17 protein-coding genes and 2 tRNA genes are annotated in these 25371 nt (G+C 35.5%); 12 read left to right on the top strand and 7 right to left on the bottom strand.

Features of this window, described 5'->3' with window-relative positions:
- Positions 1-181: 181 nt before the first annotated feature.
- A complete protein-coding gene (locus FNW52_RS01200) occupies positions 182-976 on the top strand; it encodes a DUF2797 domain-containing protein (protein WP_143375583.1) in 795 nt (264 codons plus the stop codon).
- Between the two features lie 93 nt (positions 977-1069).
- Here the strand turns inward: FNW52_RS01200 and FNW52_RS01205 are convergent, their stop codons facing one another.
- Positions 1070-2098 carry a LacI family DNA-binding transcriptional regulator gene (locus tag FNW52_RS01205; RefSeq protein WP_143375585.1) on the bottom strand — a complete coding sequence of 343 codons (1029 nt, stop codon included), beginning with the start codon at positions 2096-2098 and terminating at the stop codon, positions 1070-1072.
- A gap of 156 nt (positions 2099-2254) precedes the next feature.
- Here FNW52_RS01205 and FNW52_RS01210 point away from each other — a divergent pair, with 156 nt between their 5' ends.
- The 3 genes from FNW52_RS01210 to FNW52_RS01220 all read left to right on the top strand — a co-directional run bounded on the left by FNW52_RS01210 (position 2255) and on the right by FNW52_RS01220 (position 8066).
- Positions 2255-4903, top strand: a complete 2649-nt coding sequence (locus tag FNW52_RS01210) for a TonB-dependent receptor (RefSeq protein WP_255515435.1) — start codon at positions 2255-2257, stop codon at positions 4901-4903.
- 84 nt (positions 4904-4987) lie between these two features.
- Positions 4988-6208, top strand: coding sequence for a sugar MFS transporter (locus FNW52_RS01215; protein WP_143375586.1), 1221 nt, complete (start codon positions 4988-4990; stop codon positions 6206-6208).
- Positions 6198-8066 (top strand): alpha,alpha-trehalase, encoded by a 1869-nt coding sequence (locus FNW52_RS01220; protein ID WP_143375587.1) that lies wholly within the window; start codon positions 6198-6200, stop codon positions 8064-8066. The genes FNW52_RS01215 and FNW52_RS01220 overlap by 11 nt, the downstream gene beginning before the upstream one ends.
- Positions 8067-8138: 72 nt before the next feature.
- Here FNW52_RS01220 and FNW52_RS01225 read toward each other — a convergent pair whose 3' ends face one another.
- Together FNW52_RS01225 and sppA are read right to left on the bottom strand one after the other, a co-directional pair.
- A complete protein-coding gene (locus FNW52_RS01225; protein ID WP_143375588.1) occupies positions 8139-10721 on the bottom strand; it encodes an AsmA-like C-terminal region-containing protein in 2583 nt (860 codons plus the stop codon).
- 131 nt (positions 10722-10852) lie between these two features.
- On the bottom strand, positions 10853-12610 hold the full coding sequence (gene sppA, locus FNW52_RS01230) for a signal peptide peptidase SppA (RefSeq protein ID WP_143375589.1): 1758 nt from the start codon (positions 12608-12610) through the stop codon (positions 10853-10855).
- A gap of 127 nt (positions 12611-12737) precedes the next feature.
- Here sppA and folK point away from each other — a divergent pair, with 127 nt between their 5' ends.
- Positions 12738-13874, top strand: coding sequence for a 2-amino-4-hydroxy-6-hydroxymethyldihydropteridine diphosphokinase (gene folK, locus FNW52_RS01235; RefSeq protein ID WP_143375591.1), 1137 nt, complete (start codon positions 12738-12740; stop codon positions 13872-13874).
- Between the two features lie 151 nt (positions 13875-14025).
- Here the strand turns inward: folK and FNW52_RS01240 are convergent, their stop codons facing one another.
- A complete protein-coding gene (locus tag FNW52_RS01240) occupies positions 14026-14556 on the bottom strand; it encodes an RNA methyltransferase (protein WP_143375593.1) in 531 nt (176 codons plus the stop codon).
- 78 nt (positions 14557-14634) lie between these two features.
- Positions 14635-15099 (bottom strand): DUF1573 domain-containing protein, encoded by a 465-nt coding sequence (locus FNW52_RS01245; protein WP_143375594.1) that lies wholly within the window; start codon positions 15097-15099, stop codon positions 14635-14637.
- Between the two features lie 259 nt (positions 15100-15358).
- Here FNW52_RS01245 and mutS point away from each other — a divergent pair, with 259 nt between their 5' ends.
- From mutS to FNW52_RS01270, 5 genes are all read left to right on the top strand, one after another.
- Positions 15359-17965 carry a DNA mismatch repair protein MutS gene (mutS, locus tag FNW52_RS01250; protein ID WP_185965889.1) on the top strand — a complete coding sequence of 869 codons (2607 nt, stop codon included), beginning with the start codon at positions 15359-15361 and terminating at the stop codon, positions 17963-17965.
- 487 nt (positions 17966-18452) lie between these two features.
- Positions 18453-18528, top strand: a tRNA-Gly gene (locus FNW52_RS01255).
- A gap of 12 nt (positions 18529-18540) precedes the next feature.
- Positions 18541-18626 (top strand) — tRNA-Leu (locus FNW52_RS01260).
- Positions 18627-18768: 142 nt separating this feature from the next.
- Positions 18769-20490, top strand: coding sequence for a hypothetical protein (locus FNW52_RS01265; RefSeq protein ID WP_143375596.1), 1722 nt, complete (start codon positions 18769-18771; stop codon positions 20488-20490).
- A 116-nt stretch (positions 20491-20606) separates the two neighbouring features.
- The gene (locus FNW52_RS01270; protein WP_143375598.1) at positions 20607-20954 is read left to right on the top strand and encodes a DUF1508 domain-containing protein; all 348 of its coding nucleotides are present in this window, start codon (positions 20607-20609) and stop codon (positions 20952-20954) included.
- A gap of 159 nt (positions 20955-21113) precedes the next feature.
- On the opposite strand, the gene FNW52_RS01275 is transcribed toward FNW52_RS01270, so the two are convergent.
- Both FNW52_RS01275 and FNW52_RS01280 read right to left on the bottom strand, forming a co-directional pair.
- Positions 21114-21329: a hypothetical protein gene (locus FNW52_RS01275; protein ID WP_143375600.1), complete on the bottom strand. Its 216-nt coding sequence runs from the start codon at positions 21327-21329 to the stop codon at positions 21114-21116.
- Positions 21330-21476: 147 nt separating this feature from the next.
- A complete protein-coding gene (locus FNW52_RS01280; protein ID WP_143375602.1) occupies positions 21477-22715 on the bottom strand; it encodes a 3-deoxy-D-manno-octulosonic acid transferase in 1239 nt (412 codons plus the stop codon).
- Between the two features lie 267 nt (positions 22716-22982).
- Between FNW52_RS01280 and FNW52_RS01285 the strand changes: the two genes are divergently transcribed.
- Together FNW52_RS01285 and galE are read left to right on the top strand one after the other, a co-directional pair.
- Positions 22983-24113 (top strand): DegT/DnrJ/EryC1/StrS aminotransferase family protein, encoded by a 1131-nt coding sequence (locus FNW52_RS01285; RefSeq protein WP_143375603.1) that lies wholly within the window; start codon positions 22983-22985, stop codon positions 24111-24113.
- A 124-nt stretch (positions 24114-24237) separates the two neighbouring features.
- The gene (gene galE, locus FNW52_RS01290) at positions 24238-25251 is read left to right on the top strand and encodes a UDP-glucose 4-epimerase GalE (RefSeq protein ID WP_143375605.1); all 1014 of its coding nucleotides are present in this window, start codon (positions 24238-24240) and stop codon (positions 25249-25251) included.
- The last annotated feature ends 120 nt before the right edge of the window (positions 25252-25371 follow it).

Here is a 25371-nt window from a genome sequence, read left to right on the forward strand (position 1 = left end):
TAAAATTTGAATAACGATGGACAAATACTAACTTTGCCCTTGTACCAAAAATAGTGTTTTTTTATAAAAAACAATTTTATTTGCAATAAAGATTCCAATTCAGGAATAGAAATAGAATAATCGGAAATCTATAATCTGCACTACGAAATCTAAAATCGTTAATCTAAAATCTAAAATCCCTATGACTTACGAAGGCGTACTTTCTAAAATGCAAACCGAATTTGGAGATCCCATTCAATATTACTTGGTTTTCGAAAATAGTTTTTTGAATGTGAATCAGTTGTTAAACAAAAGCCTTGAAATTAATTTCGTAGGGTATCAATGTTTGAACTGCGGAAAAAAGAAAAAAATATTCCGTCAAGGATTTTGTTACGATTGTTTCTATTCGAGTGCTGCGGTGGGCGATTGGATCATGAAACCCGAGTTGAGTACAGCCCATCTTGGTATTCAGGATCGGGATTTGGCTTATGAAGAATCCGTACAATTACAACCCCATATTGTGTATTTGGCTTTGTCTAGTGAGGTCAAAGTAGGGGTAACAAGAAAAACACAAGTGCCTACCAGATGGATCGATCAAGGCGCAACCCAAGCCATTGCTATTGTTGAAGTCCCTAATCGTTACTTGGCCGGAATTACCGAAGTAGCCTTGAAAAATCATTATGCCGATAAAACCAATTGGCGAAAAATGTTAACCAATAATGTAGAACAAATAGATTTAGTTGCCGAAAGAATGAAAGTTGAGAACTTAATCCCTTCCGAAGTTCAGGAATATTTCTATTCGCAAAAAAATGATTTATACGAGATGCATTATCCGGTTTTGCAATACCCAAATAAAGTAAACAGTTTGAGTTTGGATAAAACACCTCAATTTCAAGGAAAGCTAACGGGAATAAAAGGACAATACCTCATTTTTGAAGATGGTACGGTTTTTAATGTTCGTGGTTCTGAGGGATATGTGGTAAGAGTTGAGTTGTAATTTTTGGGACATAGTATTCAGTCACATTTTCCATTTTAGGAAACTGTTTTCTTTTGAACGTTGCACTGCGACTGACTACTGAACACTGCGCTCTTAACTTCTTAGCGTAGATTCTCTCTCAATAATGTGTGTAGGGAGTTCAATAATTTGATGTGTAACGGGAATGTGTTCTTTAATTTGCGCTATTTCATTTATCAAAATTGAGGCGGCGCGTTGACCAATATCATAACCAGGCTGGTCAATTGTTGTGAGTTTTGGAGAAATTACGGTTGACATAAACCAATTACTGAAACCAAAAACAGCAATTTGTTCCGGGATTTTGATTTGCATTTCGTTGAGGTGTTTTATAATTCCGATAGCAACCAAATCAGTGACAGCAAAAACGGCATCGACATCTTTATGGTCATTAACCAGTTTTTGGGCATTGGCGTAACCATCTTCAAAATCGGCGTTGTGATCGCATAAATAAACCAGCGAAGAATCATAAGGGATGTTGTGGTCTTCTAGTGCTTTTTTGTATCCTAAAAAACGATCTATTGAATTTTGAGGAGTGTAAGAACCTCTAAAATGGGCAATTTTTTTATATCCTTTTTCTATTAAATAAGTAACGGCATCATAAGCGGCTTTTCGGTCATTAATCACCACTTTGGAGCAATTTACCAGTTTAGCAATTTTATCAAACAATACTACGGGAGTGTTCTTTTTTATGGCTTCATTAATATGAGAGAAATCATCCGTTTCGTTTGATAGTGAAATCAAAATGCCATCAACTCTTTTTTGTAACAGTAATGCAATTTGCTTTTTTTCCAACTCATATTTTTCATTTGATTGCAAAATAATCACGAGATATCCTCTGTTTTCGGCTTCGTCTAAAATGCCGTTCAGAACACTCGAAAAAAAATGATGCACCATAGTAGGAATAATAACCCCAATGGTTTTTGTTTCGTTTGTCCTAAGGTTTACGGCATTGACATTGGGTTTGTAATTCATAGAAGTTACCATTTCAAGAACTCTTGCTCTAGTGGCTTCACTAACATCAGTATACCCTTTTAATGCTTTTGAGACCGTAGTGACAGAAATTCCCAAGGCTGCTGCAATATCAATAAGTCTGGTATCATTCATAATAATAAATGTAATAAAACTAATTGATAATTAGTAAATTTATTTGTCGAAAACGTTTTCGGCAAATCGAAAACGTTTTCGGCAAAAAATCTCCATTGACCTAATTAAATTGGCTATAGTTTTACCTCACAATTAACTAACCAAATAACAAATATCATGAAACAGTTAAATTATCATCCAGTTGCATTATTTTTAATGCTGCTGGTATTTATTCTTCCAGCGATGGCTTTTTCACAGGGAAAAAGCACTATTTCTGGAAAAGTATTCGACGAAAACGGACAAACGATTCCAGGTGCAAATGTCGTTATTCTAGAAACTTCAAAAGCGGTGAGTACAGGCTTTGATGGTGGATATGCATTTTTAAATCTTTCTGCGGGAAGTTATACCATTCGTGTGTCAAATATTGGATACAAATCAACTCAAAAGAATGTTTCTGTTAAGGAAGACGAAAGCATAACGCTAGATTTACATATAGAATCTGAGTCGCAAAGTTTGAAAGAAGTGGTTGTCACGGGTTCATCAAATCCAAGATCAAAATTGGAATCAAGTATTGCTATTACCACTATGGGAGCTAAAGCAATCGAAGACAGAGCGCCAATTAGTACAGCAGCGATTCTTCAAACCATTCCGGGTTTTGTTGTTGAATCATCTGGTGGAGAAGTAGGGAACAACCTTTTTGCAAGAGGAATTCCATCGGCTGGAGCGTATGAATATGTACAAATTCAAGAAGACGGTTTACCAGTTTTTGAAGACGGCGCTTTGCAGTTTGCCAATGCTGATAATTGGTATAGACTTGATGAAACTGTTAGTAAAATGGAAGCCGTTCGAGGCGGTTCAGCATCTATTTTTGCATCGAATGCTCCAGGGGGGATTATCAATTTTATTTCAAAAACGGGACAAAATGATTTTCAAGGAAGAGCAAAACTTACCGTTGGAGATTATGGTTTATTCAGAACAGACCTTAATTTAAGCGGAGCGTTAGTTCAGGATAAATTGTTCTTTAATGTCGGTGGATTTTACAGAGCCGATGATGGAATCAGAAAAACTGGTTTTACAGCAAACAAAGGCGGACAAGTAAAAATGAATTTGACTTATAAGTTTGATGATGGAGGTTATTTGAGATTAAACTACAAGAAACTAGATGACAGAAATACATTCTACTTGCCAATTCCATTAAAAAGCAACAATGGGAAAGTCGAGGGAATAGATGGATTTGATCCTAATTATGGTACTTTGACTTCTGCAAATTTCTCACATCTAAGCGTGCCACAATACGGTGGAGGAACCTTTAATGCCGATTTAGAAGATGGTGTTCATCCTGTTGTTGATGCGATTGGAGCCGAACTCAAAAAGAAAATCTCGGAGAAAGTTACCTTAAAAAATGCATTCAGAAGCACTAAAATAGATTTGAATTACAATGCCATTTTCAGCACTGGCGGGCCTTGGTCACAAACGGCTTACGCAACAGATGTACAAGGATTGGCTCCAGCAAATACTGGAAACTTGAGCTATACTTATGTGGATAACAATGCGACATTAAACGCAAATTCATTGATTATGAGAGCGGATCATTGGTACATTCACAAACAAATGGAGAATTTTGCCAATAATCTATCTTTCGGTTTCGATTTGAAACCTGTTAATCTTACCGTTGGCTATTATTATTCAAATTGGAAGTCAAATCAATACTGGAACTGGAGTAACTATTTAGTAGATGTTACAGACAATCCAAGATTGGTAAATGTAAATAATACGGCAACTGGTATATCCCATACTTGGAATGGTATCGAAAGAATTACTTGGCTAGAAAGAGACGCGCAAACCAAAGGGAAATTAAATGATGTTTATGTTGATGCCGAAATTCAGGCAACGGATAAATTGACATTTAATGCGGGTTTAAGATATGATAAAAACCAATATTCAGGATACAGGGACAATGCTCGTTTCTTTGCCGAAAATCTAGGTGTTTTAGATAATAATACTGCCGATGACGCCGTGACTACAATTCAGGGAAATCCTTATACGTATTGGAAATATGATGTAAGTGAGATTTCTTATACTGGAGCAGGAAATTATAAGTTTAATGATAATATGGCGTCTTATTTAAGATACAGTCACGGTTTTAGATCGCCAATTGAAGAGTCTTTTTATGACAATGCAAATGATTTAAGTAAACTGGAAAACACTTTTGTCAATCAATTGGAATTAGGTTACAAATACGCAAATTCGTTTCTTTCTGTGAATGCCAATTTGTTTCATATGAATTTAAAAAATGTCGCTTTTACAGACATATTAGCCGACGGATCGTCTGAAAATAAATTTGCCGATGTAAACAATTTAGGGTTAGAAGTAGAAACAAATGTAAAATATAAAATGACGAGATTGAACTTTAACTTTACGGTTCAAAATCCTGAATACGATAATTTTAATGGTACAAATGCTGATGGGAGCACTTTTGATTACAACGGAAATGAGGCTCGTAGAATTCCTAAATTCTTCTGCGCTCTAAGACCGGAAGTTGATATTACGAAGAGATTAACCGCCTATATTCAATATTCTTATTTTGGCAAAAAATACACCAACCAAGATAACAAACAAGTTTTACCCGCTTTTAAAGAAGTTGGTGCGGGTCTAAATTACAAAGTAAATAATTTACGATTTGCCCTTGATGGTTCTAACTTATTTAATGAAATTGGTTTAACCGAAGGGAATCCTAGACAGACAACATCATCTGCTAGCGATGTGTTTTTGGCAAGACCTATTTTAGGACGTGCTTTCAGATTCTCTGTAGCAATTAACTTTTAGTTTTGTATTAATTAGTTCAGCCAAATGTTGTTTTCATAACAGCATTTGGTTTTTGCTACATTCGTCAGTAAATCAAAGATTACTATGAAAAAAATAGGAATAACAACAGCGCTATATCTCAATTACTTTGTATTTGCCATTTTGCTGAACAGCGTAGGAATAGTGATTTTAAAAGCACAAAAAAATTATGGTGTAAATGAATTACAGGCCAGTATTCTGGAGGCTTTTAAGGATTTGCCCATTGCAATTGTTTCATTTTTAATCGCTTCTTTTTTACCGAGAATTGGTTATAAAAAAGCAATGCTTATTGGGTTGGGATTGGTAACTTTTGCCTGTATTGCCATGTTTTATGGTAACTCCTTTAATTATGCAAAACTGCTTTTTGCAACCGTTGGTGTATCCTTTGCACTGATAAAAGTATCAGTCTATTCACTAATTGGTACAATAACCGAAAATCAAAGGGAGCACAATGCATTAATGAGCAGTGTAGAAGGGATTTTTATGATAGGAATTGCATTGGCTTATTTTTTATTCCCGGCTTTTAATGATGATGCTAATCCAGATTCCTGGCTCAATGTATATTGGCTTTTGGCTTTGTTGTCATTACTTTCATTTGGCTTTTTATTTTTTATGAAAATAGAGAATCCAACAGAAATTCCAGGTGTGAATCTAGCGGATGATTTTTCGCAAATGTTCAAATTAATGACAAAATTATTGGTTGTTGTCTTTGTTGTCAGCGCCTTTTTATTTGTAATGATCGAACAAGGGATTATGTCTTGGTTGCCAACATTCAATGATAAAGTACTTCATTTATCGGAGAACAATAGCATAATGATGGCGAGTATTCTAGCCATTTCGTTAGCAATTGGGAGGCTTTTGGCTGGCGAAATTACGAAAAGAATAAATTGGATTTGGGTATTGAGTTTTTGTATTGTATGTGCCATGTTGATTGTGATTTTCGTGCTGCCAAAAACGGTTGGACTTGAAGTGAAAACAATCGATTCGTTTCGTGATATACCATTAATAGGCTTTGCATTTCCACTTGTGGGGTTGTTTATTGCGCCTATTTATCCGTTGCTCAATTCGGTTATATTGAGTGCTTTGCCAAAAAAACTGCATAGTTCAATGACGGGATTAATTGTGGTCTTTTCAGCACTTGGTGGTACATTAGGCTCCAGGATTATAGGTTGGTTGTTTCAGAATCAAGGGCCGGAAAATGCATTTTATTACACCTTAATTCCGATGTCATTATTATTGATTTCTTTTTTTATTCTAAAAAAAATAACTGCTAAAAATGAAATTTAAACTAAACATAAAGCAAACACTTCAGAGTTTATTAGCTCAGGAAGATACGGATGGCGATAAAAAAATTACGATTGACGATCAAGGCCCAAAAAGTTTTTTATTGGAAGATGAAAATGGAAATTCATTGCAGATAGAAGGAACCTATCATCTCTCCAATTTATTGCAGGAATTGGCATTGTCCAAAAAGAACAATACGGAGTTTGCTGAAATTAAAAGTTCCGAAATAATAGAAAATCCAGTAAGCCGCATTTCCAGAAAAATAAAAAATTTGTATTGGGAAGGTCTCACCAGAACTATTGACGCGAAAGGAGTTGCGAAAATTATAGAAGATGAAAAGATAGAAAATACAATTTCGTATTTATATGTTCCTAAAAAGGATGATTTGGCTTTTGAATATTTTAAAAATCTGGAAAAATCGATTCCAAAATTAAAAGTCGTTCAATTGCCCGAAAATATTTCATCAGAATATGAGCAGACTTTAAACAAAAAGCCAGGAATCTTGGCTTTGGCTTTGCATCGGGAAGACAGTCAAACAAAAGGGGTTCCGTTTGTGGTCCCAGGTGGGCGATTCAACGAAATGTATGGTTGGGATAGCTATTTTATAGCAATGGGACTTTTATTAGACGATAAATTGGAGCTTGCCATTGCCATTGCCGAGAATTTTAAATACCAGATTGACCATTATGGCAAAATTCTCAATGCGAATCGAAGTTATTATTTGACTAGAACACAACCACCATTGTACACTTCTTTGATTGTTGCTATCGTGAAAAAATCAAAGCCAGAAGTATCTTGGATCGCAAAACATCTTAAGACTGCTATCAAAGAATATCAAAAGGTTTGGATGGAAGAAGGAGAAAGGCTTACGCCAAATGGGCTAAACCGATACAAAGCAGAAGGAATTGGCCTTCCGTTTGAAGTTGAGGTAGGGCATTTTGATGATGTTCTTGAAAAATATGCTTTGTTGTATAATTTGCCTTTACGTGATTTTGAAAAAAAATACCTCGAAAGAGAAATTATTGACACCAATCTTGATGCTTATTTTGTTCACGATCGTAGCATGCGAGAAAGCGGGCACGACACCACCAATCGCTTGGTCAATGTTTGTGCCGATTTGAATACGATAGATTTGAATAGTTTGCTTTATAAGTACGAAACCGATATTGCTTTTTTGATTGAAAATGAGTTTGATAATCATTTTCAGTATGATAAAAACATAGTTTATTCCAGAGAATATTGGAATAAAAAAGCTGCTTTCAGAAAAGAAAAAATCAATGAATTGTGTTGGGACAAGAAAAAAGGAATCTATTTTGACTATAATTTTATAACAGAAGGAGCACATCAATTTGAAGCAGCTACGACTTTCTATCCGCTTTGGGCAAAATTATGCAGTGCGGAGCAAGCTGAAATTTTAGTGAAGACAGCATTGCCAAAATTCAAATTAAAAGGGGGAATTGCAGGAAGTACCAAAGATGCAATTGCGGATATAGATACCAATTCTCCACAGCGTCAATGGGATTACCCTTTTGGATGGGCGCCACATCAAATGTTTTTATGGGAAGGATTACTGAATTATAATTATACCGAAGAGGCTCAGGAAATGATTTATCGCTGGCTGTGGCTTATTACACGAAATGCTGTAGATTATAACGGAACCATTCCTGAAAAATTTAATTTGGAAACCAGTTCTCTCAAAATTTTTGCCGAATATGGTAATGTAGGCACAGCATTCGATTATATTACAGAAGAAGGCTTCGGCTGGATGAATGCATCCTATCAATTTGGATTGAGTATTTTAAGAACAGGCCTAAAACAAGAATTAGAAAAATTAACCGATCCGGATGAATTATTTTTGTAGTCAACTTTTTTAGGACGATAGATTATAAACCCGACAGGTTTTTTTTAACCTGTCGGGTTTTGCATATGAAGTCTATTTTTTCTTAAACAAACCATTCAGTAAATCACCTGCTTTCTTTTTAATATCTTCTTTTTGAGCATTGGTTTTAGTGGTGTCGGCATCTGTTTTTTTGCCGCTGTTCAGTAATTTATCCAATTCCGAAGTTCCTTTTTTAACCAATTTATCCGACTGTTGTTTGGCCAATTGCATCGTCAAGGTGGTCAATACCGTTTTCATGTCCGATGAAACTTTCGGATTGCTAAAAGTTCCGGTCATTAATGCTGTTACTGGAATGTTATCAAATTTAGCAGCGTCACTCGGTGACATTTTCGAGATATAGGCATTGGCTTCCTTGCCTAGGTATTTGGCTGGAACATTAAATTTGATGTTATAATCCATGCTTTGGTCAAAACCATGAGTACCACCTACCACTGCTTTAATGTCTTGGTATTTTATATCAAATGGTTTTACATTTACTCTGCCATCTTTAAAAGTTAGCGACGTTTTAATATCATTGAGATTTACTTTGTTTAAATCGATAAATTTCAAATTAGAACTCAACGCTTTTAGCATCGTCGAGCTATTAGCATTTAAGGAAGTAGCAAGCAATTGTCCAATCAAATCGCCCGAAAGGGTTTTTAAATCAGGCGTCATTTCGGTAGCATCTAGATTTCCGTTTAATTTGATTATTGTGTTTATTTTTCCATTGACGATTCCTGCTATTGGAGCTATTTTTTTCAACATATCCAACTGGGTAAAACTTTGTTGAATGTCAACTTGGTTTAAATTAAGGTTCATGTCAAAAACGGGTGTTTTACCTTTTGTGGAAACGGCTCCACTCGCACCAATAGTTCCTCCAAAAATCGATGTTTTTACATTTTCTAAAGTCACTTTTTCGTCTTTGATTATCATTTTTCCAGAAACCGCTTTCAATGTTAAGTTGTCATACAAAACGGTGTTGGCTTTTGCAGTAAGCGTACAATTTAAAAAAGCGGGGATTTTTAATGGTTCAGCTTTTTTTGTTTGTGTAGTGGCTGTAGCAGTTGGGGCAGCGCTGGTTGTCATGAAATCACTGACTGCTAATTGATTGGAAGTCATGTTGAAATTTCCTTTCAGCTCTTGTTTTCTAAACATAAAACCATAAAAATTATCCAAAACTCCCGTTACGCTAAGATCACTTTTTCCGGTTTTTGCATTAAACTGTTTCAAATGCACCTGACTCGGGTTAAATTGTACCAAAGCCGAACTGATGATCATGTTTTTACCATTTGCGTCAGCATAATTAAATCCAGTTAAACCAATAGTTCCGGCATTATTGATGTTTTGGTACTGACTTTTCTCTACAGAAGCCATGTCGAATTTGGTCGTCACATTAGCTTTTAAAATTCCCGTAAGCGGTTTGTCCAGTTTTATAGGATACGCTTTAGAAAGATTCGCTAAGTTGATGGTTCCTTTCAAAGCGGCATCGACCAATGCATTGGTGCTGATGTTTTTGATGTTAGCTTTAGCGTTAAAAACGTCTTGGTCTATTTTAAAAGATAGTTTGTTAAGATTGACATAAGTGTCGTTCATTATACCCGTTTCATTTACAATTTTAGTGTCAATCACAATACTTTGAACCGATTTTGGTAAATTAGGATATTGAAAAGAACCGTTGTTAGAAGCAATGGCAAGGCTAAATTTTGGAATGGTGGTATCCGTTAGCATCCCTTTGGCAAAACCTTTAACCGTAAAATCTCCGGTTGTTTTTACGCCTTCTAAGCTCGATGCGTAAACAGCAGGAATCAATCCCAAAAAGTTCTTGAAGGAGGAAGTTGGTGTTTTGAATTTCAAATCATAGAGCTGTCCCGCTTCTGTCATTTGTATAAAACCATCAAATTCCAGCGGCAATTGATTAATTAATGCTTTGTTTTCTTTAAAAGTGTATTTGCTCTTATCCAAATCAATTCCTAAAACGGCATCCAGTGACAAGGCGACATTCTTCATGTAATTGATTTTGCCCATATCAAGTGATATTTTAGCAGTAGATTTGGTATCTAAATCCAATTTTGAAGCATTAAAATCTCCTGTGCCTTCATGATTCAAACTATCAATGACCATTCGTACCTGTGATCCTTCGTCAAAATATTGAAACTTGAAATTCTCAACTTGATATTTCTGAATTTTCAAAAGCATTGGGTCGCTTTTACCATCCTCTTTGGGTTTGTTGTCTTTTAAGGCAATATCAAAATTCCCGATTCCGTCTTTGTTGAATATGATATTGATAAAACCATTTTTTGAAGTAATTCCTTCAATTTGCATGGCTTCTCCCTTGTCTTTAAACAATTCTTTGATGGACATGTTTAAATTCAATTCGCCCAAAGAAATCAAAGTGTCTCCTTCAAAAGGGGCTTTATTGATAATTAACAATTTGTCCAAGGTCACAGTTGCCTTTGGGAAATTTTTGAATAAACTCAAGTCGGCATCCGCAAAGGAAACTTTAGCATCTACTTTTTCGTTGATGGCCTCAGTGATTTTGGCTTTTATTTGATCTTTAAAGAAATACGGAATGGCAAATAGAGAAGCTACGAGTACTACTAATACAATTCCAACGATTTTTAAAATTTTCTTTAGCATATGCGTTAAATAAATTGGGTTATTTTTTACAAAAATAAGGGTTTATTAATTAGTTGTTTTGTAAAATTATGATAAAAAGAAACCCTTTCAGTTTATTAGTCTGAAAGGGTTTAAGATTGTATGTCAAAAAATTATTGAATCGAAATTTCGAACGGCATTCTGGCCTGAATTCCTTTCTGCAATTGCACTTTCTTAATTTGTTGTAAAATAAAATAATTTTCCTCGCCCAATTCTTCTTTGATTAAAGCTTCTTTTGATTTAGCAAAAGGAAGTTTGGCCAATAGATCGCTGAAATTTTTTTCGTATTCTGGGAAGGTTTGGGTAGAGTAGGTTTTAATTTTGACTAAGGATGCCGCTTCTTTTAAAGCGTCATTTAAATTTCCTATTTTGTCGACTAATCCTATTTTTTTAGCTTCAGTACCTGTCCAAACGCGACCTTGTGCAATAGAATCTACTTGTGCAACTGTCATTTTTCGTCCTTCGGCAACATGGGTGATAAATGTTTTGTAAACACGCTCTACGCCTTCAAGGGTAACGGCTTTGAATTTTTCGTTCAAAGGAACAAACGGACTGTAATTGGCATTTTCATTGGTCATCACTTGCTCGGTGTTGATTCCTATTTTGGTAGACAATCGACTAAAGTTCGGTAATACCCCAAAAACACCTATAGAACCGGTTATTGTGTTTTTTTCTGCGAAAATGGTGTTTGCGTTGCAAGCAATATAATATCCTCCAGAGGCTGCGTAATTACCCATAGATACTACTACTGGTTTTACTTTCTTGGTCAACTCAATTTCTCTCCAAATCAAATCGGATGTTAAGGCACTTCCTCCTGGACTATCGATACGAAGAACGATTGCTTTAATGTCTTTATTTTTTCTGGCTTCCTGCAAAGAACGACGCATAGAACCTTCGCCAATGGTATTGACATCGCCTTCTCCACTTGCAATTTCGCCTTGAGCATAAATTACTGCAATTTGGTTGTCAGTATCGGCACTTACTGAAGTAGTCGTTACTTTTTGGGCATAATCGGATAGTGATACTTTGTTGTAATCTTCATCTGTTGCTACTTTTAATTCTTTTTTGATGGCATCATGGTACACATCTTCATAAGCAATATTATCGATAAGTTTATTCGCTTTGGCCATTTCTGGAGTGCGAGCCAATAAACCGGTTGCAATTTCGTTTAATCGGGCTATCGATATATTTCGGCTTTCAGAAATATCGGCTAGAACTGAACTCCAAACTGAGTTTAACAATGCAGTTGTTTGCTCTCTATTGGCATCACTCATTTTGTTCTCCAGGAAAGGTTCAACGGCACTTTTGTATTTTCCGTGTCGAATGACTTCCATTTTTATTCCTGATTTTTCCTGTAAATCTTTAAAGAACATTACTTCGGTCGATAATCCTTTAAAATCAAGATCTCCCGCTGGATTCAAGTAAATGGTGTTAGCAACAGAGTTTAAATAATAATCTCTTTGCGTATAATTATTGGCGTAGGCCATAACAAACTTTCCTGATTTTTTAAAACTAATTAAAGCTTCTCTTAGTTCTTTGCTTTGCGCCAATCCTAAAGAAGAATCTTGATTCAAGATCGATATTCCTTTGATGTCATTGTCTGTTTTAGCCGCTTCGATAGCATTAATTACATCTATAAAACCAATACCTTTTTTTTTTGAAAAAACTTCCATCCAAGGATCTTTGTATTTTCCGGCATAGTCATTACAGATGTTGTCCAAGTTTAATTCGATAACCGAATTGCTTTTAACGGTAACTCCTTCAGATTCTCCGCCGAAAATTGCCCCAATGAGAACAATTCCAAAGAAAAACAACATAAAAAAAACAAAAATACCAATAATGGTTGCCATTACATTTCCTAAAAATCTCATATAAATCTATTTTTCTAATAAGTAGTAAAAAGTGTTGATTTGTTACATTTAACAATGAAAATAAATAACAACACCCTGCGCAAATATACTGCTATTCTGAAATTCTTTTAGTTAATTTGTACCCAATATGAATTTACAACACCAAGTCGTTTTATCTCTAGGGAGTAATCAAGGCAATCGATTGGAAAACATCGAGCAATGCCTTGAACTGATCCATCAGGAAATAGGTACCATTATAAAAGTTTCCAAACTATACGAAACGCCTTCTTGGGGTTTTGAAAGTGAGGCGTTTTATAATTGTGCATTAGTTTTACATACTTCTCAAACTCCTCAGCAAATCCTTGAAGCCGTTTTTTTTGTCGAAAAAAAACTGGGACGTATTCGCAACGAAAATGCGGGTTATCAATCTAGAATTATAGATATAGATGTAGTTGCTTTTGACGATGAAATCATTCATTTTGAGCATCTTCAAGTTCCACACCCGTTAATGCAAAACAGAAAATTTGTTTTGTTGCCTTTTCAGGATTTGAATTTAGATTGGGAACACCCCGTTTTGAAAAAATCAATTTCAGAATTACTTCAAATTACTCCAGACGATAGTGTTTGTGCGGTAGTACAAGAATTGCAAAGTCCTTTAGATAAAATAGTATTAAATCAATACAATTACATAGCCATTGAAGGGAATATTGGTGCAGGAAAATCGACTTTGGCATTAAAAATGGCTCAAGATTTTAATGCGAAAACGGTATTGGAGCGTTTTGCAGACAATCCTTTTTTGCCTAAATTTTATGAGGATCAAAACCGATATGCTTTTTCTCTGGAAATGTCTTTTCTGGCGGATCGGTACCAACAATTATCGGATGATTTGTCCCAGTTTGACTTGTTTAAAGATTTTATTATAGCCGATTATCATATTTTTAAATCATTATTGTTTTCCAAAATCACCTTAGAGGTTGACGAGTTTCGATTGTATCGTACTTTGTTTGATATCATTTATAAAGAAATGCCCAAACCCGATTTGTATATTTATTTGTATCAAAATACAGAACGATTGCTGCAAAATATAAAGAATCGAGGAAGAAGCTATGAACAAGATATTACAGCGGAGTATTTAGAAAAAATAAACAAAGGGTATTTGGACTATATCAAAACCCAAACCAATTTGAATGTTTTGGTTATAGATGTTTCCAATCGTGATTTTGTAAATAAGCAGGAGGATTATCTTTATGTTTTGAATAAAATCCAGGAAAAGAGTGGTTTATAATAGTCTCTTTTTAAATGATAAACTTACCTTCATCTCTAAAAAAAAATAACCATATAAGTAATGCAAGTTCAAGAAAGCAAACTTAAATGAACTTACATTACTTATATGGTTAAAAAATCTTTTATGAATATAAGTTACGGACGTGTCGTTGTTAATGATTAAATTGTTTAAACAAATCCCAAACTACAATCCCCGCGCTTACTGAAATGTTTAAGGAATGTTTGGTTCCCAATTGTGGTATTTCAATGCAACCATCGCACAAAGCCACAGCTTCCTGAGCTACGCCATATACTTCATTTCCGAAGATTAAAGCGTATTTTTGGGTTTTATCTACTTTAAAATCTTGAAGAAAAATCGAACTTTCCACTTGTTCGATGGCAAGAGTTGTGATGTTTTCTTTCTTTAAATCCGCAATAACGGCCAATACGTTTTCGTGGTGTTCCCAAGTTACCGTTTCGGTTGCGCCAAGTGCGGTTTTGTGAATTTCCTTATTTGGCGGAGTGGCAGTGATGCCGCATAAGATTATTTTTTCTATCAAAAAAGCATCGGCTGTTCTAAATACTGATCCTATGTTGTGTAAACTGCGAATATCATCCAAAACCAAAATCAAGGGTGTTTTTTCGGATTTCTTAAAATCTTCAACTGATTTTCTTTCTAGTTCGCTGTTTTCTAGTTTTCTCATCTTTTGGGTAATGTAGTTTATAAAAAAGGCTTCCTAAAATTTAGGAAGCCGTTCTTTGTATAGTATAAAAAGGGAATGTTAGCTTTTTGTAGCAGCAGGTGCAGCATCTGGTAAAACAGTTCCTTTTATAGTAAGGACTTTTGAAGCTTGTCCTTCAGCATTTGAAGTTACAGTAACTGTTTTTGTGAATGGGCCAACTCTGTCAGTAGCATATTTTACTCCAATAACTCCTTTTGCTCCTGGAGCAATAGGCTCTTTTGGTGTAGTAGGTACAGTACATCCACAAGATCCTTGAGTGTTTGTTATGATTAATGGTTTGTTTCCATTATTGGTAAATACAAACTGACGGTTACCATCTGCATTGTGAGCTACAGTTCCGTAATCAATAGTTTCGTTTTCAAAAACCATTCCAGCACCATCTACTTTTGGTAAAGATGCAGTAGCTGTAGTTTTTGCTTTTTTACTCTTTTTTGAAGTTTCTTGAGCGTTAGAAATGGTTATTCCTAAAACGGTAAGCATTGCTATTAGAAAAATTTTTTTCATAGTATTTTTTTTGAATTGTTTTACAAATTTATACAAATAAACAAAAATGTATTGATATGTTTTCTTAAAACTAAATTAATTTTTTTCGTCTTAGTTTTTTGCGGTATAAAATTATAAATTCGCTGAGTAAATGTTTTAAAATAAATTATACAATTTCTCTCGTTCTTTTGCCTTGAAAAGATCAAAATAACTTCGCCAAATTTCGGACAGTTTATTTCAAAACCTTTACTAGTTTTTTATTCATTCAAATACAACAATTTTGGCAGCAAAAGATAAGATAGTTAAGGAGACTCCATTAATGAAGCAATACAACGAAATCAAAAGGAAGTATCCGGATGCTTGCTTGTTGTTTCGAGTTGGGGATTTTTACGAAACTTTTGGAGAAGATGCCGTACGGGCTTCAAGAATTCTAGGAATTACGTTAACCAAAAGAGGTGCGGGTTCCGAAACAGAGACCGCTTTGGCTGGTTTTCCGCATCATTCTATCAATACCTATTTGCCTAAATTAGTCAAAGCGGGACTTAGAGTGGCTATTTGCGATCAATTAGAAGATCCAAAAATGACCAAAACCATCGTAAAACGTGGGGTTACAGAACTGGTTACGCCTGGGGTTTCCATGAATGACGAGGTTTTACAATCTAAAACCAATAACTTTCTAGCGGCTATTTATTTTGCCAATAAAACGATTGGAGTTTCTTTTTTGGATGTTTCTACCGGAGAATTCCTTACCGCTCAGGGAAATGCGGAATATATAGACAAATTACTTCAGAATTTCAATCCGAGTGAAGTTTTGGTTCCAAAAAATAATAAAACTGAATTCCGTGAAACTTTTGGAGAGGATTTTCATAATTTCTATTTGGAAGATTGGATTTTTAAAGAAGATTATGCTCTCGAAACATTGACGAAACATTTTCAAACCGTTTCGCTAAAAGGGTTTGGAGTAGAGGAGTTGAGAGAAGGGATTATCGCTTCGGGTGCAATTCTTTATTATTTATCCGAAACACAGCACAACAGAGTACAGCATATTACTTCAATACAGCGAATTGCCGAGGATGCTTATGTTTGGATGGATCGATTTACGATTCGCAACCTCGAATTGTATCACAGTTACAATCCGAATGCGGTTACATTACTAGATGTAATTGATAAAACGCTTTCGCCAATGGGTGGGCGTCTGTTGAAACGTTGGTTGGCTTTACCATTAAAGGATAGTAATAAGATAAAAAGCCGTCATCAAGTGGTTTCTTATTTAAAAGAAAATCAGGATATTTTAAAAAGTATTCAAAATCAAATCAAACAGATTTCGGATCTAGAGCGCTTGATTTCTAAAATTGCTACGGGTAAAGTTTCTCCTCGTGAAGTGGTTTATTTGAAAGAATCTCTGGATGCTATTATTCCAATTAAAACATTGGCGTTAGAAAGTCCGCAAGAAGCTGTAAAAGTAATTGGGGACAGTTTGCACAGCTGTGATTTGTTGCGTGAAAAAATAAAAACAACCTTGAATCAAGATGCTCCTGTGGCTGTGGCCAAAGGGAACGCGATTGCCAGAGGAATAAATGCCGAATTGGATGATTTGCGCGACATATCTACATCGGGGAAACAGTTTTTGGCAGGGATTGAGAAAAGGGAGTCGGAACGTACCGGGATTTCTTCCTTAAAAATATCGTTCAATAACGTTTTTGGGTATTATATTGAAGTCAGAAATACGCATAAAGATAAAGTGCCGACGGAATGGATTAGAAAGCAAACATTGGTCAGTGCCGAACGTTATATTACCGAAGAGCTGAAAGAATACGAAACTAAAATTCTAGGAGCTGAAGAGAAAATCCAAAAAATTGAAAACGAATTATTCGAACAATTAGTGAGTTGGATTGCTACCTATATCAAACCGGTCCAGATGAATGCTAATTTGGTGGCGCAGTTGGATTGTTTGTGCTCTTTTACGCAATTGGCTATCGAAAATAAATACGTTTGCCCAGATATCGATGAAACATTCGAACTCGAAATTAAAGAGGGAAGACATCCTGTAATTGAAAAGCAATTGCCGGTAGGCGTTCCGTATATAGCCAATGACGTTTTCTTAGATAGAGAGACACAACAATTGATTATGATTACGGGGCCCAATATGTCGGGTAAGTCGGCAATATTGCGTCAAACGGCTTTGATTGTGTTGCTGGCTCAAATGGGAAGTTTTGTGCCTGCCGAAAGCGTAAGAATGGGAATTGTAGATAAGATATTCACCAGAGTGGGAGCTTCGGATAATATTTCGATGGGAGAATCTACTTTTATGGTCGAAATGAATGAAACAGCTTCTATTTTGAATAATATATCCGATCGAAGCTTGGTATTATTGGATGAAATAGGAAGGGGAACGAGTACCTATGACGGGATTTCTATAGCTTGGGCTATCGCTGAATTTTTGCACGAACATCCTTCACAACCCAAAACATTATTTGCGACGCATTATCATGAATTGAATGAGATGAGTGAGTCGATGCCTCGAATTCAGAATTACAATGTCTCTGTGAAAGAGTTGAAGGATACGGTGCTTTTTATTCGGAAATTGGTAAAAGGAGGAAGCGCCCATAGTTTTGGTATTCATGTGGCCAAAATGGCGGGTATGCCTCAACTGGTAATCTCGAAAGCACAAAAGATGCTGAAGAAATTAGAAAGAAATCATTCGAGCGATGTATTGAATGGTGTAAAATCTGCAAAAGAAGAAATGCAAATGAGTTTCTTTAATCTGGATGATCCTTTGTTGGAAGAAATCAAAGAGGAGATCGTTAATTTGGATATAAATGCCATAACACCCGTTGAAGCATTGATGAAACTCAATGAGATTAAGAGGATGCTGTCTAGGAAGTAAGTTTTTAGTTTTCAGTCGCAGTCTCAGTTTTTAGTCTCAGTCTTCAGTTCAAAAGGGTGCTGATTTTACAAACGGCACTAAAATAGGCTTGCTTTTTTTTAATATTGTTAAGAAAGTGAATGACAATTTTTGCAGACAGCACTGAAAACTGCCACTGCGACTGAAAACTGTGACTTGAATGCAGTTTTTGGTTCAAAAAAGGCGTTGATTTTACAAGCGGTACTAAGAATAGACTTGCTTTTTTAAAATATTGTTACGAAAGTGAATTACAATTTTTGCAGACAACTCTGAAAACTGAGACTGCGACTGAAAACTGAGACTTGAATACAGTTTTTCAGCTTTTTTTATTCTTTAAACAAAACGTTGTCAGAAGGTTGAATTTTATCTTGATTTTTTTTCTAAAAAAGGCTTGTGTAATTCAATAAATGTCTTAAATTTGCAACCGCAATACGAAATAAGTATTGCGGTTCTTTTTAGAATTGAAAATGCGAAAATAGCTCAGTTGGTAGAGCGCGACCTTGCCAAGGTCGAGGTCGCGGGTTCGAGCCCCGTTTTTCGCTCCAACACCACATAATGCTCGGATGGTGAAATTGGTAGACACGCTGGACTTAAAATCCAGTGAACAGCAATGTTCGTGCGGGTTCAAGTCCCGCTCTGAGTACTAGAAAGCTTCAAACTATGTTTGAAGCTTTTTTTATTTAAACATTAACGGCAAATAATCTTTATTTCAGCTAAGAAACTGCGATACAAATTGCTGATTTTAAGTAACTTTATATTGATTTTCAACCAACTAAATTAGAATCATGAAAAAAGTTATATTCCTTCTAGTGATTGCTGTTACCTTGTTTTTTTCTTGCAAAAAAAATACTCCCGAAAAAGAGGAAACAGTAATTGGAAAAAACAGTTTAAGCTGTGCTCCACAAACTGTTGATGCGAAATGGTATACATCTGATAATAAGGCACCGTTATTTAAAGGGATGGATGTTGTTGATTATCCGATAACTACCAAAAATCCTGAAGCTCAAAAATATTTCAATCAGGGATTGGCATTAGCATACGGATTTAATCATGCCGAAGCCGCCCGTTCGTTTTATTATGCTGCCAAGCTGGATCCTGAATGCGCCATGTGCTTTTGGGGATTTGCCTATGTACTGGGGCCAAATTATAACGCAGGAATGGAACCTGATAATTACGAACGAGCTTATAAGGCAATCCAACAAGCGTTAAAATTACAAGAAAAAGTAACTGAAAAGGAAAAAGCTTTAATCAATGCGTTGGCAAAAAGATATGTAGCAAAACCTTTAGATGACAGAAGTACTCTGGATATTGCCTATGCGAACGCGATGAAGGAAGTCAATCAGAAATTTTCGGATGACATCAATATCACTGCTTTGTATGCCGAATCGGTTATGGATTTACACCCATGGGATTTGTATGAAAAAAACGGAACTCCGAAGAAATGGACGCCGGAAATTGTATCCCTTATGGAGAAGATTTTAAAAAAAGATCCTAAACATATTGGTGCCAATCATTTTTATATCCACGCAGTAGAGGCGTCAAATACTCCAGAAAGAGGGAATGCAGCTGCTAAATTTTTTGATGATGGAAATGCAGCTTCTTTCGGGCATTTGGTCCATATGCCTTCCCATATTTATATCCGAACCGGAGAATATCACAAAGGAACTCTCGCTAATATTAATGCGGTAAAAGTTGATAGTAATTATGTAACCGTGTGTCATGCCCAGGGTGCTTATCCTCTAGCCTACTATCCTCACAATTATCACTTTATGGCAGGAACAGCAACTTTGGAAGGCAACTCAAAATGGGCCATGATCGGAGCAAATGAAACTTCAAATCATGTGCACCCGAAAACGATGATTGAACCGGGTTGGGCAACACTTCAGCACTACTATGTAATTCCGTATTTTGTAGCTGTGAAATTTGGAAAATGGGATGAAATCCTGAAAATGAAATTGGTATCCGATACTTTAAAATATCCTGTTGCCGTTGCACATTATGCAAAAGGAATGGCATATTTAGGAAAAAAAGATTTCGCAAAAGCTAAAGGCGAATTTGTGAGACTGGAAGTTCTATCCTATGACAAATCACTCGAAAAAATGACTATTTGGGAAATTAACTCAATGCATACCATTGTTGAAATAGCGACCAAAGTTTTGAAATCGGAAATTTTAGCTTCTGAAAGAAATTATACGCAAAGTATTCTTTTGTTACAAAAAGCTGTTGTTTTAGAAGATGGTTTGAATTACAATGAACCACCGGATTGGTTTTTCTCTGTAAGACATCATTTGGGAGCAATACAAATTGAGGCGGGAAGATATAACGATGCTATCAAAACCTATGAAGAGGATTTGAAACGATTTCCCAAAAACGGTTGGGCATATCATGGATTGAAATTAGCTTATGAAAAACGGAATAACAAAGCTAAAGTTCAGGAAATCGAACAGTTGATTTCCAGAAGTTGGGCGACGGCTGATGTTAAAATTACGACTTCAAGGATAAAATAAAAAACCCGCTCAATGAACGGGTTTTAGTTATTTGCAAAGTTATGATGGTAAATCAGTTTGAATATAAGTGGCTTAAATCTAAAATCTGTAATCTAAATTCTTAAATCTAAAATTAAATGGGCGCTTTCGTGATAAGTAAAAGATTTGATGATCAATATAAATTTGTGTTTACTTCCAGAAAGGGGAAAGTGATTTTTACAAGTTTGAGTTATGAGCTTAGGTTTGAGTGTGAAGAAGGGGTGGAGCGGTTTAAGGTAAGCGTTGAGTCGGCTTCTTTTCTTAAATTTAAAACGTCTAAGGGTAGGTATTTTTTTAAGCTGTTTTTAGGAGAAGAACACGTCGCAACGAGTAGAAAATATACTACGGAGCTTAGGGTTCAAAAGGGAATTGATGAAATTGTAAAATACGCATCGGTTTCTGAAATATTAGATTTTTCGGAAAATGATTTGATTTTTATAGATTAAATTTAAAATTTTAAAAGATAAAAAAATACCATCTCGATTTCGGGATGGTATTTTTTTTATGATTTCTTCTCTGATTAAAAAAAACATTGATTCTGAGAAATAAAGGCATAAAAAAAGCTGCATAAAATGCAGCTTATTTTTTTCTTGCGTAATTTGAAATTACTTAGCAGCTGGAGCTTCAGTAGCAGCAGGAGTTGTAGTAGCAGCAGCAGAATCAACAGCTACAGCAGCAGTATCAGCAACAACAGCAGCAGTGTCAGCAACAACAGCAGTAGAATCTACAGCTACAGTTTCTTCAGCAGCAGCGTCAGCTTTTTTACATGATACAACAGTTAATACAGCAACAACAGCTAAACTTAAAAATACTTTTTTCATCTTAATTTAATATAAAGGTTAATTATTAATTCGGGGCAAAGATATAAAATTTTTAATATGTAAAATATTTTTTCATTTATTTTTTTAAAATAATTTTCTCTCAGTGCTTTAGGGGTTTGGGGTAACTGCAAAAATCTAAATTGTATTTTATATAATTGGTTTTATTTTTGTCATAATGTTATTGGTGGCTCCTTTGTTCTTTTGTACAAATGCGTTGCAAATTTGTCCTTTGTCATGTCTTGTCTCATTATTTTGAATAAGGTCTGATAATGATTGCTCTAACTCCTTTTGATTGCTTATTGAAATGCAACCGCCTAACAGCACCAAACGAGTTGCTTCTTCAAAATGGGAGTAGTTTGGACCTATAAGTATGGGTACTCCAAAAGTAGCAGGTTCTAATATATTGTGAACACCTGGGTTTCCAAAACCACCACCTACATAAGAGATGTCGGCATAACTATAAATTTTGGTAAGGATGCCTATGGTGTCAATGATAAATACGTTGAATTGGGATAAATCTTTGTTTTCTTTTTCTGAAAATAAAACTGCTTTTTTGGTAATGCTATTCTTTAAATGTTCAATTTGTTCGGGTTTTATATTATGAGGCGCAATGATGAATTTTACATCGAGTGTGCATGAATTGATGTATTCGACAAGTATGGTTTCGTCTTTTGGCCAAGAACTGCCAATGACTAGGGTTAAGGTATTGTCTTTAAACTCCGAGATGAAATCTAATGTATTGTCTTTTTCTAAAATGGCAACCACTCTGTCAAATCGGGTATCGCCAGAAACGGTAACATTGGTTTTGCCTAACTGGGTAATTAGTTTTTTTGAGTTTTCATTTTGAACAAAGAAATGAGTAAAAGAGTTTAATGCTTTTCGGTAAAATCCGCCATACCATTTAAAGAATAATTGCTTCTCTCTAAAAATACCCGAAATTAAATAAGTAGGGATGTTTTGTTTTTTGAGCTGATCCAAATAATTAATCCAAAATTCGTATTTAATAAAGAAAACAAGATCTGGATGAACTAGTTTTAAAAATTGCTTGGCGTTTTTTGGTGTGTCCAAAGGCAAATAGACAGTCGCATCGGCAACGGTATTGTTTTTTCGAACCTCATAACCTGATGGAGAAAAAAAGGTAACCACAATTTTATGATTGGGATACTTGCTTTTGATTTCTTCAATTACGGGTAGTCCTTGTTCGTATTCCCCTAATGATGCTGCGTGAAACCAAATGGTCTTGTCTGTTGGTTTTATTTTTTGTTCCAAAGTCAAAAAGACATTTTTTCGGCCTTCTACAAAAAGTTTGATTTTTAGGCTAAAAAGGGCTACAATTTTCAATAAAAATTGAGCAAATTGTAGGGTTAAATTATATAGGAAGTGCATCAGTATTTTTTTGTGCTAAAATACATTTTCTTTGTATTATTTTCTTCCGAAAAAATATTTAAATTTTGGTTGTCAGGAACCCACTTTTTTATTTCATGGGTAGATAACACTTTTTTAGTGTGGGTTTCATTGTTTTAAATTCATTAATAACTATTTTTGTTCTGCTTTTTCAGAATAACTTGTTATTTCTAGAATAGTGACTTGAAGACTTAAAACTTCAATTAACAGACCCTGAGAAATGTAAGGGCAAATTTAAAAAATGAATAAATGAAAAAAATACAAATGGTTGACCTAAAAAGTCAATACGATAAAATTGCTGATACCGTAAACGCTTCGATACAAGAAGTTTTGGATACCAATACATACATTAATGGGCCTCAGGTTCATGCGTTTCAAAAATCATTAGAAGAATATCTGGATGTAAAACACGTGATCCCTTGTGCAAACGGGACTGATGCTTTGCAGATTGCCATGATGGGACTTGGACTAAAACCCGGAGATGAGGTAATCACAGCCGACTTTACTTTTGCAGCCACGGTTGAGGTAATTGCTTTATTGCAGTTAACACCCGTTTTAGTTGATGTTGATATGGTAAATATGAACATCTCTATCGATGCCATCAAAAAAGCGATTACTCCAAAAACAAAAGCGATTGTTCCTGTACATTTGTTTGGTCGCGCGGCCAATATGGAAGCTATTATGGCTATTGCTAAAGAACACAATCTTTATGTGATTGAGGATAATGCGCAAGCTATTGGAGCGAATTGTGAATTTTCGGATGGAACCAAAAAGAAAGCGGGTACTATAGGTCATGTATCGTCAACTTCTTTCTTCCCGTCAAAAAATTTGGGATGTTATGGTGATGGTGGTGCGATCTTTACCAATGATGATGCTTTGGCTCATATTATTCGTGGTATCGTTAATCACGGTATGTACGAACGGTACCATCATGATGTAGTAGGTGTGAACTCCCGTTTGGATAGTGTTCAAGCAGCAGTTTTGAATGCCAAATTACCTTTGTTGGATGCGTATAATAATGCTCGTCGCTCAGCAGCGGCGAAGTATAATGCTGCTTTATCGGGTCATTCCAATATAATTATTCCAGAATTTGATTTGAATGGAGACGATCACGTTTTTCATCAATATACTTTGAGAATTATCAATGTAGACAGAAATGGTTTGATGCAACATTTGTTGGATAAAGGAATTCCTTGTGCCATTTATTACCCGATTCCGTTGCATTTGCAAAAAGCTTATCTGGATGTTCGTTACAAAGAGGAAGATTTTCCAGTTACGAATCAGTTGGTTCAAGAAGTGCTTTCTTTACCAATGCACACCGAATTAGACGATGAGCAAATTAAATTTATAACGGATAGCGTTTTAGAATATTTAAAATAATCCCAGTAGAGACGCGATTTATCGCGTCTTTTTTTGGAATGTGATTCAGTCTTTTTTATGAAATAGAAATTCACATATTAATTATAGAGACGCGATGAATCGCGTCTGTACCAAAAAAATAAATATGAAAATATTAGTTACAGGAGGTTTAGGTTTTATTGGTTCCCATACCGTGGTTGAATTGCAAAATGAAGGTTTTGAAGTGGTTATTATTGATGATCTTTCCAATGCTGACGAGGCCGTTTTGAAAGGTATTGTTGCGATTACCGGCAAAATGCCAATTTTCGAAAAATTAGATTTAAGAGAAAAGGAAGCGGTTCGTAATTTCTTCAAAAAACACAATGATGTTTCTGGAGTTATTCACTTCGCGGCATCCAAAGCGGTTGGAGAAAGTGTAGGGAACCCGTTGTTGTATTATGAAAACAACATTGCTTCTTTGATCTATCTTTTGCAAGAGCTTTCAAAACAAGATAAAGCCCATTTTATTTTTAGTTCTTCCTGTACCGTTTACGGGCAGGCGGAAAAAATGCCAATTACCGAAGATGCTCCTGTGCAACAGCCGATGTCGCCTTATGGAAATACCAAAAAAATAGGTGAAGAAATCATTACTGATGTGGCAAAAGTAAGTAGTGTTAATGCGATTTTGTTGCGTTATTTCAATCCGATTGGTTCGCATCCATCGGCTGAAATTGGAGAATTGCCAATAGGTGTTCCTCAGAATTTAGTGCCGTTTATTACTCAAACTGGTTCTGGTGTACGTCAAGAATTATCGGTATTTGGAGATGACTATCCTACGCCTGACGGGACCTGTATCCGCGATTACATACACGTAGTCGATTTGGCGAAAGCCCACGTGATTGCATTGCAGCGTTTATTAAATGGAAAAAACCTGGATAAAATAGAAACATTCAATCTAGGTACAGGGACTGGAAGTTCAGTTTTGGAAGTGATTGGTAGTTTCGAAAAAGTAAGCGGTAAAAAACTTGCTTATAAAATTGTTCCTCGCAGAGAAGGCGATATTACAGAGGCGTATGCCAATACTGATAAAGCAAATGATGTATTGGGTTGGAAAGCACAATCAACCTTGGATGAAGCTATGGCAAGCGCTTGGAAATGGGAACAGAAGATTCGTTCGTAGTATTAAGTTTTCAGTCGCAGTTTTCAGTTTTAAAAAAAACGCAAACTATCGAGTTGATAGTTTGGGATTTTTTTTTCGTAAAATTTTATAACAGTTACTTAACTCTGCGCTAACGCCAAT

It is taken from the genome of Flavobacterium sp. ZT3R18 (genome assembly GCF_007097385.1).
Classification (GTDB): domain Bacteria; phylum Bacteroidota; class Bacteroidia; order Flavobacteriales; family Flavobacteriaceae; genus Flavobacterium.